This window comes from Pseudoalteromonas sp. UG3-2, from assembly GCF_037120705.1.
Taxonomy (GTDB): domain Bacteria; phylum Pseudomonadota; class Gammaproteobacteria; order Enterobacterales; family Alteromonadaceae; genus Pseudoalteromonas.
Map to the genome: position 1 here is coordinate 1031430 of NZ_JAWLJU010000002.1, position 16830 is coordinate 1048259.

The window sequence follows — 16830 nt, forward strand, 5'->3', positions numbered from 1 at the left end:
ATCGAAATTCATAGAAAAGGTAATAACTTATTACTATTAACTGCTGAATGGTTTCAATATAGTCAACTTCAAAACACTATACAATGGAATAAAGCCACTCTTTATTCTGAGGCTTTCATCATCTTTGGTTTTAAGAGCTCAGCTAAAAAAGAGATTCATTAAGCTAAAGCACGACTATAAATCGTTTACTTATGCATAATTTTTGAGTCTAGCCATGACTTATCAGACTTACTGTAGCGCATAACAACTGAGACACTTTAAATTTCTTTAAGGCCTTGTTGGTAACGCTCAAAAATCTCATTGGAAATATCATTGAGGTCTTCTTGAATACCACCAGCAGCTAAATTAGTGACAATAAAAACCCCCAGCTGTTGTTTAGGGTAAATTACCAACCAAGCTGAGCTGCCCATCGACCCACCACTGAGATAATACATCGGCTGGTTTGAGTTTTGCTGGTATGTGTTCCAATAAAAAGCATGCCCATGACCACGGCCACTTCCTGCAAGTAGCGTTTGTGATAAAGCAATTTCTGGAGAAGACGCATTGAGAAGATAACGCATATAGTGAGTCATGGATGCCGCACTCGTTGTTAAACCGCCCTCAGCTGAAGAATAGCGACTAAGTAAGGGTTGTTGTTTTCCCTGACCATCTATCCCTACTGTTATTTCAGCAGCCTCTGCGGCATTTAAGCGAAACTGAGTATCTTGTTCACCCGATTTATTAGTAATAAACTCGGCCACAAGCGCCGAGAGAGGCCTTTCATACACCTTTTCTAAAAGATAACCAACCAGTACTGTGCCCACATTGGAATAACGGTATTCATCACCGGGCTCTGAGGTAAGTTGATACTGGCTTAAGTCTGAAAAAAATTGTTGTTTAGAATACGATGCTATCTTTTCAAAAACTCGCCCGTTTTTTCTGTCTTCAGGGGTGTAGGAGAAGTCTTGCGGTAAACCACTTCGATGGGTGGCTAAGTGACGCAGCGTGATGGGCGTATTTGAATACTGTAGGTTTTGATAACCGTCATAACCTAGATAAGTTCTTATGTCTTCATCCAATACCACTTTGTTGTCTAAGACTGCTTGAGCAAGAAGTAACCCAGTGTAGGTTTTAGTGATGGAAGCAATTTCAAATAGGGTATTGCTGTTTGGCTTTTCACCGTTTGGTAATTGTCCAAAGAAAGCCTGATAGGTATGCTCACCACTGACAATGGCGACTGCCGCTACTTGCCTATTTTTGTTGATTAACAGCCCATTGAGCTCCTCTGCAATAAATGACTCAATGTCTTGTTTACTGCCACTATTACAAGCGCTCAACAGCAGCAGAGAAATTACACTAGCAGTTGCAATGGTTGGTTTTATTAGGTGTTGTAGCACAGTCATCCTTTTGTGTAGCGTGCAGTCCAATATCTCCAGCTTAATACCTTGGTTACCTTGAATAAATGCCTATATTGTAAAAATCTATTTCCTCAGCGCACAAACGAACTGAGCAAGTGCCTTATTTTTTGGGGAGTTACACTAGCGTTCAAGCACCGGCGCAGTTTAATGCGTACGAATGCTTTGACTTGTTAAATTTTTTACTAGGCTTAAATGCCATATTTTTTCGGCCTTAGTCCCAAAATACCAAAAGCTTAGAGCGAGCAGAGCAAAGAAAATTGCCTTATGCGTGCCCTCCCAAAAGTATTCAAAAAACCTTGTATAGAGGTTTATAAATATAAATGTCAGACCAAAACCTCTAGTCATTCTATCGTCATACTTTACACCATGGTATATGGCGGCAATTGCAGCTATCGCGAATAGTATTGACCAGTGAAATAACTCAATTTGTTTTGCTCTTTGCCATATTTCGGGATCCCCATAGTTACCAAAAATTGACATAATCCAAAGGGCAATAAATAAGAAAAGTAGCCCAACGGCTTTCGTTGAGTCTAAAAACTCACGCTTAGCTTGCCAATATTTAAATACGTATGAACCACAGAAAATTAATATCAGGCCAAAGAGAACAAACCGTAACGGATAGTTCATGCCAAGATAATAAGCTCCCCATCCAGATGCATAACCAGTTTCAGCACCGAACCAGCTACCCAATGAAAGCAATGAAAACAACCATACTAATTTAGAGGGAAACCAAAGGCCTAATATGGCATAAACAATTGCTGCAAGTAGCAACAATAATGAGAAATGCCCTGAACCCGTACCTATTACCTTTCCTAGAAAGGCAATAGAGATTGCCGTAGCGGCTACGCCCAGAAAAAAGATTGCTTCATTACTATAAACTTTATTTGGGTAATAGCCTTTTCTTTTAACCCCGAGAAAATATAAGCCGCCAGATACAGCGGCAAAGCCGATGCATTTTATGACGTCTGGTGCATTAAATAGTTTTCTAAATAGCTCAATGAGCCACTTATCAGCTAGTACAGCCGATATTGAAATAACAATGCAGGAAATGGATAACCAGAATGAGTATTTCGCTACACGCTTCCAGTCAAAAGAAGTTACTTCATAAGCAGCTTTAAGGTTTTGACTCTCTGTCTCAGAGATAATGTCTTCTTCTAACCAATGCTTGATAGCTGCATCAAGCACTTTTCCTTCTTTCTTAGATACTTGCATCGATGTCAATTCCTTGTATATTTAACACCGCCCCAACCAGCCAGTAACATTTTGCTAAAATATAAAATAAAGTGGAACCGAGCAAACTGTTACGAATCCGACTTTAAGGCCTTATTAGTTGGACATTTTCCCTAAACATTGCAGACAATAATTTAACCCACCATTTTAAATAAGAAAAATAAAAAACTAGCAAACGCCAAGAGGAAAAGTATAACCATTATTGTTAAAGTTTTAGATTTCCGCATTGAGCTTAACAATGCCAATTCCGTGTGAGGGATAAATAAGTCGGCAATACCATAAGAATTACGGCTCTTTGGATATTTATTTTTCATATAAATATAAGTCCCCTACTCGTCTGTTTGTGCAACGCCCGCAAAAGCCGGGAGCCCATCGAGTTGGCTGCTTGCGTTTGTTATGCATTTTCCGCTAATAGCTCTGAGACCGTAACAAATTTGTAGCCCTTTGCTCTCAGCCCCTTAATTATTGGCCCTATAGCGCCTCGCGACTCACTGTTTTTAGACCCCAAAACGTGTAAAAGAATAATTGAACCTGGAGTAGAAGAGTTAACAACATACTCTGCGATAGACGCGGAACTTCCTGCAACTTTAGAATAGGTTTCAGGCTCAACATTCCATGTGATTGTTTTTATTCCTTTCGATTTCAAATAATAAGGCAAAACAAAAAGCTTTTTACCATATGGAGGCCTAAAGTATATCTCGCTCTCAAATCCAATCTGGCGAATTAAGGCTGTAGTGGAGTCGATTTCCTCCCTCACTTCGTCAAGCCCCATTAACATCATCTTTTTATGATTGTACGAATGATTGCCTATCTGATGACCTGCGTTAACCAGATCTATAGCCGATTGCTTGTTTTGTTGAATTCCCGACCCATTGAGGAAGAACGTACCCTTTACATTATGATCTTCGAGGATATTCAACACTTGAGTGGCATATTTCGCCCCCCAGGGACCATCGTCAAATGTTAAGGCGATAACCTTTTCATTTGTTTCGGCCTTTGCGACTACCTCTCCAAAAAACTGAAAAGTCCTTGATTTACTTATATTCCAAGCTCCCAAAATCATTACTACAGAGAGAATCAATATCGTCAGGTATACTCTTTTCAATGGCTTTCATCCTTGTTTTCATAACTCTTGATAAAAAGCAAAAATAGCAGGCTAAAATTAGCGACGAAGGAATGCAAACCTGCTGTTTTGCGTCCTTGGTTTAGGCACTTGTTATAACTACTTTTCATCTTCTTCATAAATTATTGACGCAAGGGCTGGGCGAACAACAGCAAGAATTAGAACAATAATTACGAGTGCCCCCCATAATCAATTTAACTAGTTTAAAGAACCAAGGCCTTTGCCATATTTTTCCAGTTTCTTCCTCTAGCTTCTTTGGTTGATGAATTCATCGTAAGCTTTATTCAGGTCATTGTGTTTAGTAATTTCTGGGTACTCAATAACAATGCCGATTTTTGCCAACGAGACACGAGCCAATTCCGATTGGTCTTGGTTGACGTATAGCATATGATTTTTCACATCGGCATAGTAGTGAGTACGCTCTTGATCTAATACATCTGCGATTTTAACTCAGTCAACTACACGCATATCTTGAATTAGCGGTCTATAAATTGGGCTATCTTCATTTGCCCATTTAACGACAAAAACTGCAAGAAGCATTGATATACACAATACCAGAAGTAGTTTGTGTTCTTTTGTGACTAGTTTACTAATTTCATCTCTCCATGATATCGATTCTACAGCCGAATTTGCGAGTAGTTATAACGCCCGCCACAAACGCGAGCAAAATGTTGCGAGTCGTTTTTGATGGCGATTGTTATATTTCCATTTTAACTAAAGGTGCTCGTTCACCCTTGTAAATACTGACAGGAACTAGTAAACGCTTATCATCCTGCTCTCGAAGTTGATAATAATCTTCGGTGCATTCATAAGAAAATGAGTTATTTTCCCTAAGCACTAATTTTTGCATGACACCATTGCCGTTTATGGCGCTGAGTTGACCATTATCAAATGTCACAGTCATAACCGTATCGTCTGCACCTTTGTATGTACCAATCAGAGCGTTAGCTTGCTCCATGATATCATTCTCAGCGATTGGCGCAGGTGAAAGGTTAAGTTGCCTTGCAATCATATTTAACAAAGCTGGGCCTGGGTGAACAGCGTCATTGTTACTGAATGCTGTGCCAAGTAAATCATGAGATGGAAAATAGACTGACCATGCCATAAAACCTGGCACCTGCCCTTGATGACTGTACGACGGTTGATCACTTATAGGGTATACATCAGTACCTAATCCATAATTTACTGATTCACCGTTGTTTAATTTTGCTCTAGTTACCATCTGCTGATAATTTTCAGCCGAAATTACCTTCCCAAAACTTAAACCACGATGCCACAGGCTCATGTCATCAAGAGTAGATGCTATTGCCCCCGCTGCATAAATCCAACTGCGGTCAACGTTTTCGGGAGCCACATACAGGTCAGGCGCGTTTCTGCTTGAGGTATAGCCTTTAACAATTCGCTTGGAACTCTCCCCTTTAGTAACAACAAACGAATTCTTCATGCCTAAAGGAGAAAAAATATTTCGTTGTAAATACTCGCTATATGTCAGCCCAGAAGCAACCTCAATCACCTTTCCCAACAAAATATATCCGGTGTTTGAATACGCATAATCTACACCAGGCTCAGCCAAGACGGGCATTTTACTCACTAATTTAATCACTTCATCAATCGGAGCATACTTATCCCACCTCTGCCTGATCCCTGCATCAGAGTTGTAATTTGGTAGCCCAGAAGTATGGCTTAGAACACTTTTAATCGTCAGGCTTGCGTACTCTACTGGAAGATCTTCAATAAAATCCCCCAAAGTACTTTTTAAGGATAATTTTTTATTTTCAGCGAGTTGAAGTATTGCTGCAGCAGTAAACTGCTTTGAAATTGAGCCAATCTGAAAAGTATGTTCAACTTTTAATGGTTCGCGAGTGCTTATGTCTGCAACACCAAGAGCACTTTTGAAAACATGCTTTCCGGATTGTTCGATGCTTATTGCAAGTCCCGGTTTATCCGATGATGCATGGCAAGATAACATAGCTGAGAAATCGCCCTCTTGTGCATCAACACAGGTAGCAAAAAACAGAGAGCTGAACAGAAACTTTTTCAACATGGGATTAAACACTCCATTGCAAAGGAAATTTAACGCTAAGCACATGCGCCCGTATACGCAGTAGCCAAATTGATTGCCATAAACACCACCATTGATTTATACCCAAAATGCCGAATAAAACGGGTCGACATGGTGCGATTTGTTAGGTTTTCTTTACCACCTTCGGACGAACATGTTTCTTTTGCTCAACGTTCTTATCTTCAAGACTCTCAAGGAACTTTAAGATATTAGCAGTCGTTGATGTTGTCGTTGTTCGAGCATTACTTCTACGAGATGAAGGAATGACAGCAGTCTTTTGAGATTGAGCTTTCAGTTTCTCTACTTGAGCTTTTAAGTCTTTAACCAACTTATCTTGTGTTCTATTTTGACCCTTTGATGAATCAAGCTCACTAAACAAACGATCAATTTCAGCTATATTCTTATCATTTTCTTTCTTTATATGTACATTTTCTTGTTTTATCTGTTCAAGTTCTTGAGCCGTAGACTCCAGCTCATTTACTAACTCCTTAACAAAAGAACCCATTTCATCTGCGCTACCTGCTAGCCTATTAAATATTCTTAAAAAGTAAGAAACCTGCTCGTTATCTGAAAAGTTGGGATAACGCACCTTATGATCAATCTCGCTCCACCCCTCTTCAAAAATTGTACGAACTTGGACTTCTGTATAGATTTTCTGATTCAATGGCTGCGATTCAAAAACATAATGAATTGAACGATAACCAGCTGGATGTTGCTTTACTTCAAATCTATCAAGACCAGTAGTCGCCTCATCACCATCTCTGACATAGTAAACTGGTGTTTCTTTTGTATTCCATATCTGACAAAGATATTCATCAATTTCAAAGCAATCATCTTTAAATAAGTGCAACGCTCTAACACCAACTAAATCTGTTATTATCTCATGATAGTTTGTGCTATCGATAGATAAGTATGCAGCATTGTAAGTTTCGGCTCCTTCAGTAGTCTTTCTTACTATTTTTTCCATTAAGTGTTCAGGATCTTTAACTCTCCACCTCACTGAATGTACCTTGGAGCACCTCTGAATTATTCTAGCAAACAACTCAGCTGTTTCCTTCCGTTGTTCAAACTTTGATAAATGGTCTATACCTATTTCTTTCAAAGTATCCCATTCTATTTTGCTTTTATTCCAATCCTCAATAGTTATATTGTTTCTCTCAATAAACTGCTCAAGTTCCATTCCTTCTATGATCATTTATTTCCTCAATTTTCTGATAAAACCTAACGCTGTTATAACCGCCGCAGCTTTGCTGCGTCCGGCGCCGCAGGCGCGCAGTTGATAACTTTGTTATAGGTCGTAGTCATGCGCTCTTACGTCTCGAAATGCTTGAATAAATAGGTCTTGCAATTCTCTTGGTGGAATAATTAGCCAAGTGCAAGCGATGGTTGTAAAAGCCTCTATTTTTTCAACAAGGTCATTGAATTCCGCCTCTGGACGAATAGCGTATAAAATTTCGTTAATAGCGCCGAGATCATAATCTTCTATATTTGCATCCAGTCTATGCCCAAATTTATTTCGTATTGAATTTAACCTTTGAATTCCGGGCTTCACAAATGCAACCGCATTAGCTTCAGAAGGTAGCAACTTCGATTTTTGAGAGAATGTAAGCCTTACCTGATCAAATTCATTAATAGAATAATGGGAAATCAAAAACTGATTCATGTAATGCTCAACGATGAGATGGCATTTCAATATTCTACCTAGATCATCATGCTCTCTTGCTATGAGTGCTTTGAACTTCTCATTCTCGGCTTCGAAGTGCGCATCAATGTCAGCCATATGAGGTCTAAGCACTTCAACAGCATGTTCAATTCCTTCGATTTCTCTCATTTGTCTCCTGACCTATAACGCCTTAATAAGCGGAAAATAATGGTTGGCTATAATCGCGGAGCGATGGCCAACTGTTATTTTTCCGTTTAATTAACTTGTTATGTTTAAGTTACTCAAATGGTACGTTAAATAGTCTTCACCGTCATACAAAGATGAACTAAGTTCCTGCTTGTCCATAGAGCCAATTCTTGCATTACAATGTAAAGCAACTTCCCTTATCGCTGGTAATAATAAGAATTTTTCTTGTTCATTGAGCTTGCCAAGTGAATCTGCTTTTTGAAGTTCATTTGAACGCTCTATGATGCGCTTTTTAAGCTCACTATATCGTTGAGATATTTCTCTCAAAATTTTCTTGTCTACAGCATGCTCAAACAATGACATAGCCTCTGAAAACTCACTTTTCCAAGAAGTTAACTCTTCACCAATTTCCGATTCTGTCACAGTGACTCCTTTTAAACATAACGCTTTAGTATTCATGCGTACGCAGAACGCATAATCGCTTGTTGAACTGGGCTGCTACCTGCACGCCGTGTCCGGTTGGTGTGGTTTATGCTATGGGGATTTGCTTTTGCTGAGTGACTGTTAACTTGAACCGTTTTTTGGTGCTAAACGCTATAACCTGACTCAATCCCTGCCTGAACAACGTTATTTATGAGTCCCATTAAACCTATTTTTTCAAGCTTTGGCAAGGTTCTGTGGCTCTGGCACAGCCGAACTTGCTCTGCCTTTCAACACTCCATGGCAGAGTTACATTAATCGCTGTATTTATTACGCTGGCAACCACATCAGGTTGCTATCTCGTTCGTACAACATCTTCTTCTGGTTCATTATCTTTACGCTTATTGAACGCCTCTGCCAGTATCACCGATATCAGATAAGGCTGACACCCTCCAAAAGTAGTGCTTCATAATTTCGATAGAGCTACCAAAATATTGAAAATGAGGAAAAGCGAGTTTCAGTTATTTTCGGGAAAATTATACTTATTGTGATCTCTAAAGCCTAAATCAGAGGCGAAGTTAACGCTTAGCTATCGTTTTTCAGCTAAGTATCGCAAAGCAAATATGAGAAGCCTTTTAAATTGGTTTGTTAAGCTAACTTTTCTGCGATTTCCACCATGACGGGAACAACAGATAAAACTAATAAGCCTGACATGGTGAAATTAAATATTATCCGGCTTCTTGAGCTATTATTCAGAGCATTTTTTAGTAAAGAGCCAAATATCAACCACACTCCCACACATGGAAAGGAAACAACAAAGAAGGTCAAAGCAATCATAACGTTTTGACCAAAGAAGTTAGCACCTACCGTTGTAAAAGCTGCGAGGGCACCTGTTGCGACAACCCATGCTTTCGCATTAACCCACTGAAATAAAGCTCCTTTCATGAATGAAAATGGCCTAATTGGTTTGTCTGACTCGACACCTTCAGCTGAGATCGCTATGAGGTATGCCAAATATAGCAAGTACAAAACTCCAATACATTTAATGATGAAATAAAGATGAGGGAATATTTCAAATAACTGCGAGAACCCCAACCCTACAAGCAAGAGCATTACTGTGAAACCAACACAAATACCTGTTAGAAGAGGCAGACTTTTCCTGATGCCAAAATTTAGACCTGAGGTCATTACCATTATATTGTTCGGACCAGGTGTCACTGATGACGAAGCTGCGAACAAAACAACAGCAAAGAGGTAGTCCATATAGTATTCCTTACTGGGTATTCCGTATAAAACAAATATGGGGGCAGCTCAAAGATCAATCAAGTTTTCGGTAGAAGGTCTGACCACAGTTAACAGTGCTAAATATTGATGGCTAGAATTAGCGACGAAGGAGCAGCCAACAGTAATTTGTAATTATTGAACAGCTTGTTAGCTGCTGTTGCATTGTTTTTAAAGACCAAATAGCCACTTTTCAATTATGCTGGCGTCTTTTTGACTGAAAACCATTAGGCTTGAATGAGAGCGATTTTCAAATATTAGCTTTGTTACCTGCTCATTGTTGACTGACGAAAAGTAACTTGGCGGTGAAATTGAATCGACATTCGAATTTATTAGCAAAGCTGGTTTACTGCTTTCAATTAAATTTATTAACAAATCCGTTTCTTCTAAAGTAACTGATGCCTCATTCATTGTATGAGTAACAATATCATCTACGCTATCAGAAAATAAACTACTCAGTTTGGGTGTTTTATTAGGTAAGTACTCTTTTGCGGCAAGGTCGAATCTCATCATAGGAGCGAGTAAGATAGCTGCATCTACATATTCCGATGACAGTAAGTTGCTTGCCGCTAGCGTTCCCATTGAGTGCCCAACAACAAGTGTTAGTTCCTTGTCACCTTTTTTACTTGTTAATTGACTGAGCAGTTGAGAAAGCAACGAATGCTCTTTAGAACCGAAAGCAAACTTTTCAAGTGATTCGCCATGACCAAATAAATCAGGGATGATCACTTTCATGCCGAGCGCTCTAAAATAAATAGCAGTAGCTATCATAACTTCTTTTTTGCCGCCATATCCATGCAACAATAAAGCGGTTCCCTTAAAACGGTTAAATGTATCAGGCGTCATTGTGTGAGACACCGTATTCTCTACCCCATTGCCTACTGCGTGAAGGTTGTAGTAAACAGAGCTACCCACCGGAAAGTTTTCAGAGAGGTAAGGAGGCGCTGTTAGATATTGGATGCACTCCTTTGCATTATGCGAACAAAATTCATGTTTTGTGAAACCAATTTCTTCAGGTTTAGCTTTGATAAATTCTGCCTCTGATAGATAAACATCAGGATTAGATATTATGTAGCTTCCAATTGAAGCACAGCCAGATAAGAACTGAACAAAAATGATTAGGAAAACTAGTTTAATTGTATTGTTCATTTTTACTACAGTACTTTAAGTTACTCACGGAACTCTGCTTAGGCAGCAAACGTTCGATTAATGGGTTAAAAAATTATGAGTAAAAATTTGAGCGAAGCGAAAAGCCCGCAAGTTTTTAACCCCCGTTTAATTGCTTGTTAGCTGCTTTTATAATATCTGCCATGAAGAAAATCGCTTCATTCAACGGGTAAACAGCTTTGATATAGTTTTCATCATTATAAAATTTGCCTGCTACAACAAACTCATCGCCGATTGTATCAGGCCAATAATTTTCTGTGTTAGAAGAATTAACTCCGCACATCGAAGATTGTTCAGCTTCCATATATGGCAGAGATTCACCTTTTAGTAATTCTAAAACTTTAAAAACGTACCCAGTATCCAGTTTGAAAAAACTTGGTGTACCCGGAGGACGATAAGTTCTGACAACTTCACCGATATAAACAAAATCCGCGTGGTTAACAGTAACTAAAAACTTTTTTTGATCCGAGTAACTATCTAAATAATCTTGAGCACACGCGGCTACCTTAAAATTAATTAAAGCTAATACAACTAAAATAAATCTCATTATTCTGTAAGCACTCCATAGCAGCTAACGCCTAAATCAGGTGCGCCGTAGGTGTCACCTGGATTTTCTTGTTAGCTTTCTTGTGCACCACTGTCGAGGAAGCCATATTGCTCCATCTCTTGGTATACATCTAGCAATTCACCATTGAGTTGCTCAAGATATTCTTTTGCCACATGATAAAAAAGATCTTTTTCAGCATCCTTTAAACTGATTGAGAACTCCCCTTTTTTTAGACGTTCAATTAAGCTGTTAAATGCAGACTTAACGGCATTAGGGTCATCATTTGATATGGGTATTGATATTTTATGTTCGTCTAAAATATCAATAAAATAACTATCTTCAATAGCAACCAGTTCAGCTTCAATTATTTCCATATATCTTTCCTCTTTCACCGAAAGCATTCTGCCCACCCTCCAGGGTTTTCATGCTGATATGCTTCCAGTCTAATGCTTTATCTTCATTTTCCAAACATATCAAACTATTAGAAAATGGATTTCCAGTATAAGTTTCATAACCATCTTTACCATGGCATCTATAAATAGAATTATAAGGTAATGTTCTAACAGCTACGTTAGCATCATGTGTTGATATAAAGACTATTTTACCCTGTACGGCTTTATCGTTTATAAGTGGGATTATGACATCATTAATGTACTCATTCCCTAAACTTCTTTCTGGCTCATCTAGTAAATATATCTCTTTGTTTTCAGCTAGCTCACTATGCAAATTAAGCATCGAACATTCACCATTTGAAGGGGAATACTCTTCCTCTGATAAGGTGAATCTTCTCCAGAAAAGTAGCAAATCAGAAAGGCTAGATATCTTGTCAATATCCACAATTGCATTTAATTCGGTAATTGAATCAAATAAATCGTTGGACGTCGATTTTTCTTTTATGACGTTCATGATACGGACAAATTCCTTTTGATCCATTTTGCGCACACTTCTCATGGATAAGTATTTGGACTCATGAATTTCACCATTCTGAAATTTAAAGCTAGTGGCGCATTTTAGTAGACCCTTATCAGTACCGAGTGTTCCAACGTTTTCTATTTGAACCTGAATTTCCTTATTTATATTCTCAATAACCTTTTTAGCATCTCGCCATATATTCAATCTATTTGTAGCATATGTCTTAAAACCGGTGTCGCTGGGCTTACTCCTTTCTCCGGTTTTACGAGTAATTTCGCTACGAAAACACTGAGATGCACTATCGGTTAATTTTGCACTCTTCCACAATGCAAAAAGCTCCCAAGATGCGTTTTTTAACTTTGATGATAACGACATTAAATTGTCTATCAGTTCACTGCGCTCTTCATCTGTCGTCACTTCATCTACAGGTGAGTTAGTTTTCAAAAAACTCACCATGTCTTGTACTTTGCTATGTGCAGTCTTGTACTCATTAAACTTGCTATCTGCATTATCAGAAATGAGCGTAGGAAGATCCTTGATCTTCATTTTTTTTGCGTTTTTATTTTTGTTTACTGAGTTAAAGAACTCACGGTACTGATACAGACTCGTAATATCAGATTCTTGAGCCTTTCTAATGCGACTAATTTCCTCCTGACAACAATCGACCCCTTTCAAGTCAATAACTTCCTCAATGTTCTTTCCTTTAATATCGAACCTATCGGCCAATTTGTCAGGAGCAGACTCAAATACAGAAGCTTTTGTTCCCCGATATGAATAATGCTTGGCGATTGCCTCAAGAATTTTTGTTTTACCAGTGCCTTTTGGCCCGAAGATAATATTAATATCATTAAACACCCTTATTTTAACCTTTGTCTCATCTTCAAAAGGTTGGAGAGTTAATACTTCAGAGTGTTTACGGTCGATAGCTGTATCGATAGCGGGAATATTTTTTTCAAGTAGAAGACAAAAATGCTCGAAGCTATCTACAGACAACCTCAATTCAGGTAACTTTGCCACCTCATCCGTGTATCTATCCCAATCTTGGATGTCAGAGCCATATATAGACGAGTGACCGTGAGCAATGAATATTCCCGCTGATATACTATTTGTAGCTTCTTTTATTACTCGCTTAGGGTTTACTCCCAAAGACAAAAGTTTTTCTATGCTGGCTTCGCTCATATCTGGTTTTTTCCCCAGATAATGTGCCACATATAGTGGCTCAAGATCTTTAAAATGCTCTACCGTATCGTTAATTGATATTGTGAATTCATCAGCAGATTGCCCCTCTGTTACTTGATTTACTACCTCTGAAAATTTTCTTCTATTTTCTGGTGAGACAATCACTATCAGGTGGGATCGTTTTTCATTATCAATTACGTCCAGTTCAATACCAGGCCAAATCTGGGCAGCCCCATCGAGCCTTGCTTCCATCTCATTAAACTGCTCTAAATCAAAAGCATTATGGTTCGTAATAGCTAAGATTTTTACATCCGTTGATTGGACGATCTGAGAAAACTTTTCAGGAGAGATATCTCGTGTCAGCGCATCTCCCTGTTTTGTTTTTCTGGTATGAACGTGTATATCAATCTTCACGATATCCCTTACTATGATTGAAAGCTAACGCCCGCAGCACGGGCAAAATTGGAGCACAGCGGAAATTTTGTCCCAGTGCCTGCGCTTGTTAGTTTTTCTTGAATACTTCGCCAACATAGCTCTTAAAACCATCCGGCAGCCCATTATGGAAGAATGCAAAATAGCATTTGCAATTTCCCTGTGATATGTCGTCTTCACTGCAATTACATGACTTAAAGGGTTCAATCTTTTTATCGCCGTGATGAATTATTGTCTTTTCGTCGTAAGGGAGAAAGGCTGCGATCCTAAATTCATCTTCATGCTGGTATCGAGAATGCTTGGTAAATACTGCTTCATTATCAGGCAAGAAAGAAACCCCAGCGTTATCTGTATAATAGGTAACATTTTTAGCGATGACCTCGCCGCCAAATTTTTCTTCAAACAAAAATCTCATAAACTCGATCAAATACTCAAAGTTAAATTCTATACATACATCTGCATTAAATTTCTCAAAAAGCTCTTCATCGTTCTTTTTATTACTTAGACAAATACACAGGCAATGTCTTGTAGGAAGCCTGAATTTTATATTTGAGGCAATATCTTCAGGTGGCAAATCGATTCCGGCAAAATTTAACTTTATGGAGTCAGGTGAAAATTCAAAATTCTTGAAAGCTTCATCATCTCTCATATTATCGTTTTCGAGGCGAGCATAATGTCGAATATCGCAAAATCGAATACTGGCATTTCCTTCAACCAACCCTTTCAGAACATCCCATTTTCCATATAGGTATTTGTACATAGCTCCTCCAAAAACTAACGCTTTAGTATTCATGCGTACGCAGTACGCATAATCGCTTGTTGAACTGGGCTGCTACCTGCACGCCGTGTCCGATTGGTGTGGTTTATGCTATGGGGATTTGCTTTTGCTGAGTGACTGTTAACTTGAACCGTTTTTTGGTGCTAAACGCTATAACCTGACTCAATCCCTGCCTGAACAACGTTATTAATGAGTCCCATTAAACCTACTTTTTTACGCTTTGGCAAGGTTCTGTGACTCTGGCACAGCCGAACTTGCTCTACCTCAGGGCGCCGCTTGGCAGAGTGTCGATTATCACTGTACTTTTTACTCTGGCAACCACATCGGGTTGCTATCTCGTTCGTATCGTCTCTTCTTGTTGTCTATTTTCTTTATCCTTGTTGCACACTCCTGCTAGTAACACCGACATCAGATATAACCGCCCAGTTTGGCAGCGCTTACACGGCCAACTCGGTGGCGTGCTGTTCGACTGTTCACTCTTCCCTGCTTCTGACACCTTGACCGCTGCTCCACATTGACTGCGTATCATCGTCAGCTTTTTTGCCCTGCATGCATTTGCCAAAAACCCATAATGCCGTATTCTCACGAACCCTCTGGGCAGCACATGTGCTAGGTAGCACCCGATAAACGCCTCATGACTCAACGTCATAATCCGTTGTCTGTTACCATTTGCCGAATCTCGGTAGCTAAAGCGTACTCGCCCGCCGTGCACATTAATCAGCCTAGACTCATGCAACATGCCTTTGCGTGTATAGCGAGCAAGATAGCTGACCAGCTTCTCGCTGTATTTAAGGCATGCCTTGCTATACACGCACCACTTTTTTGGCACATTCAGTGCTTTGTCATTACTTCCAAGCTCGCTCAGCGCATTCAGCATTATAAGAACAGTGCAAGAACTGCTCGGCCATACAGATATAAGAACAACCGAAATCTACACCCATGTTATTGGCGACAAGTTTGCCTTCACAACCAGTCCAGTAGACAGATTATAAATGTTGAACGATCTCTCGCTTAAAATACTCTACTAGACCAAAAAAATGACAAATTTAACCTGTTGTAATAGCGTAGGCTTTGAGTTTGAGTCGTTAAAATATGCTGTTGCAAACGGTGTTTATTATGCAATGGGGAATAAAAAGAATTGGGTGGCAGTCTTACCAGCCACATCTCGGCACACGAGTCACAAGCTGTGGCTGCTCCCTTCCGGGCCTGACCAGATTCACCTGCTATCGTTGCGAGAGGACCAATAAGACTACCATTGAGGGCCTTGTTTGGCGCGGGATGAATTATCTCGAAGTTTAGGGGGGGATGCAAGGGAAAACTCAAAAAGCGTGACTAACTGGGTGATGTTTAAACAGTTCGTCACGCTTTGTGGAATTTCTGTGCGCTTGTTTAGTTGTTTAGCTCGCGTTTAATTTCTTCTAGGCGAGTTTTCATTTTCTTCATGTTTTCTGGGCCCATGCGTAAAAACTGCTTCTGCGCCGCCGACAACTGCTCCCACTCATCGTAGGCGTACTTGTAGGTTACTGAGTCTTTAACCAATGGAATTGGATTTTCTGGAATGGGAGTTGCTAAAAGCTCATCAATGGCTTCGGTTAAGGTGCCATTAAAAGCACTGCCCTCGTAGCCAATCTCTTCATACGCCTGTTCAAACAGCGGTTTATACTGCTCATACAGTCTTACAATTTGCGCGGTGCTCATGGTATCTAGCATGGCCACGTAAGGTGTATAACGTTCATAGCTATTGGGGTGAGTGATAATAATATCGTCTTCAATGGCCGTGAAGTTGTCTTCGGGCTTTACCACCGGTGAATGCTTATCGGCAATTTTACCTTGTGCAAGATTATCAACAAATACCACGGTACGGCGAATAACGTCATCATTGGCTAACAGTTCAACCGCTTGATTAGAGAGGTATTCTGCTACTGTCGACTTTATCTCGCTGTCGCTTTGTGACAACGGCGGTAAGGTTGGCGCTTCTGGCTCTACCACCATATCAACTGGCTCGGGCATTTCGGGCTCGCGAGTCTCTACCGTCACCGGTTCTACCGGCTCTGGTTGTGACTCTGGCGCTGTGGCTTGTTGCTGAGCGGTATTAACTGCAGGTGCTTGGGTTTGCTCAGGTACCACAATGTCCTGTTTTACTTTTTCATTTTCCTTGGGTTGACTATCGCTCTGGGCGATCACAAAAACAGCAACAATAATTAATGCCAATACAATGATTGCGGCAAACATAAGTTGGCTGTTAGAAGGTCTTTTGTTGCCCTCGGGATGATTCTCTGACATGGGTACTCCCTATTCGTCAATAATATTGTGCTTTGGTATAAGCTAACACCAAAAACTTGACTGATGACTTAATGCGCGTTGAACCTCATAAAATATGCGTTGTGATGCGCACGACCATGAAAATTAAACAACACTATGATCTTATTAAAAATAGTAGATAACGCAAGCGG

General features: G+C 39.7%; 15 protein-coding genes and 1 other RNA gene. All 16 read right to left on the reverse strand.

Annotated features, from left to right (window positions below):
• Positions 1-257: 257 nt before the first annotated feature.
• A complete protein-coding gene (locus R3P39_RS07835; RefSeq protein WP_336566734.1) occupies positions 258-1376 on the reverse strand; it encodes a serine hydrolase domain-containing protein in 1119 nt (372 codons plus the stop codon).
• A gap of 165 nt (positions 1377-1541) precedes the next feature.
• Positions 1542-2609 (reverse strand): hypothetical protein, encoded by a 1068-nt coding sequence (locus tag R3P39_RS07840; RefSeq protein ID WP_336566735.1) that lies wholly within the window; start codon positions 2607-2609, stop codon positions 1542-1544.
• A gap of 412 nt (positions 2610-3021) precedes the next feature.
• A complete protein-coding gene (locus R3P39_RS07845; RefSeq protein WP_336566736.1) occupies positions 3022-3732 on the reverse strand; it encodes a polysaccharide deacetylase family protein in 711 nt (236 codons plus the stop codon).
• Positions 3733-4447: 715 nt separating this feature from the next.
• On the reverse strand, positions 4448-5794 hold the full coding sequence (locus R3P39_RS07850; protein ID WP_336566737.1) for a serine hydrolase domain-containing protein: 1347 nt from the start codon (positions 5792-5794) through the stop codon (positions 4448-4450).
• Between the two features lie 142 nt (positions 5795-5936).
• Positions 5937-7007 carry an addiction module component gene (locus R3P39_RS07855; RefSeq protein WP_336566739.1) on the reverse strand — a complete coding sequence of 357 codons (1071 nt, stop codon included), beginning with the start codon at positions 7005-7007 and terminating at the stop codon, positions 5937-5939.
• A 93-nt stretch (positions 7008-7100) separates the two neighbouring features.
• Complete coding sequence (locus R3P39_RS07860; protein WP_336566741.1) at positions 7101-7643, reverse strand: hypothetical protein; 543 nt, start codon at positions 7641-7643, stop codon at positions 7101-7103.
• A gap of 90 nt (positions 7644-7733) precedes the next feature.
• A complete protein-coding gene (locus tag R3P39_RS07865) occupies positions 7734-8084 on the reverse strand; it encodes a hypothetical protein (protein WP_336566743.1) in 351 nt (116 codons plus the stop codon).
• 645 nt (positions 8085-8729) lie between these two features.
• Positions 8730-9344 carry a LysE family translocator gene (locus R3P39_RS07870; RefSeq protein WP_336566744.1) on the reverse strand — a complete coding sequence of 205 codons (615 nt, stop codon included), beginning with the start codon at positions 9342-9344 and terminating at the stop codon, positions 8730-8732.
• Between the two features lie 189 nt (positions 9345-9533).
• On the reverse strand, positions 9534-10511 hold the full coding sequence (locus R3P39_RS07875) for an alpha/beta hydrolase (RefSeq protein WP_336566745.1): 978 nt from the start codon (positions 10509-10511) through the stop codon (positions 9534-9536).
• A gap of 115 nt (positions 10512-10626) precedes the next feature.
• Positions 10627-11076, reverse strand: coding sequence for a hypothetical protein (locus R3P39_RS07880; RefSeq protein WP_336566746.1), 450 nt, complete (start codon positions 11074-11076; stop codon positions 10627-10629).
• A 71-nt stretch (positions 11077-11147) separates the two neighbouring features.
• Entirely contained in the window at positions 11148-11450 is a 303-nt protein-coding gene (locus R3P39_RS07885) for a hypothetical protein (RefSeq protein WP_336566747.1), read from the reverse strand.
• A complete protein-coding gene (locus tag R3P39_RS07890) occupies positions 11437-13581 on the reverse strand; it encodes a hypothetical protein (protein ID WP_336566748.1) in 2145 nt (714 codons plus the stop codon). The genes R3P39_RS07885 and R3P39_RS07890 overlap by 14 nt, the downstream gene beginning before the upstream one ends.
• 88 nt (positions 13582-13669) lie before the next feature.
• Positions 13670-14392 (reverse strand): hypothetical protein, encoded by a 723-nt coding sequence (locus R3P39_RS07895; protein WP_336566750.1) that lies wholly within the window; start codon positions 14390-14392, stop codon positions 13670-13672.
• A 316-nt stretch (positions 14393-14708) separates the two neighbouring features.
• The gene (locus tag R3P39_RS07900; RefSeq protein WP_336566751.1) at positions 14709-15254 is read right to left on the reverse strand and encodes an IS91 family transposase; all 546 of its coding nucleotides are present in this window, start codon (positions 15252-15254) and stop codon (positions 14709-14711) included.
• A 272-nt stretch (positions 15255-15526) separates the two neighbouring features.
• Positions 15527-15623: signal recognition particle sRNA small type (gene ffs / locus R3P39_RS07910), an RNA gene on the reverse strand.
• Between the two features lie 143 nt (positions 15624-15766).
• On the reverse strand, positions 15767-16660 hold the full coding sequence (locus tag R3P39_RS07915; protein WP_336566753.1) for a DUF3014 domain-containing protein: 894 nt from the start codon (positions 16658-16660) through the stop codon (positions 15767-15769).
• Between the last annotated feature and the right edge of the window lie 170 nt (positions 16661-16830).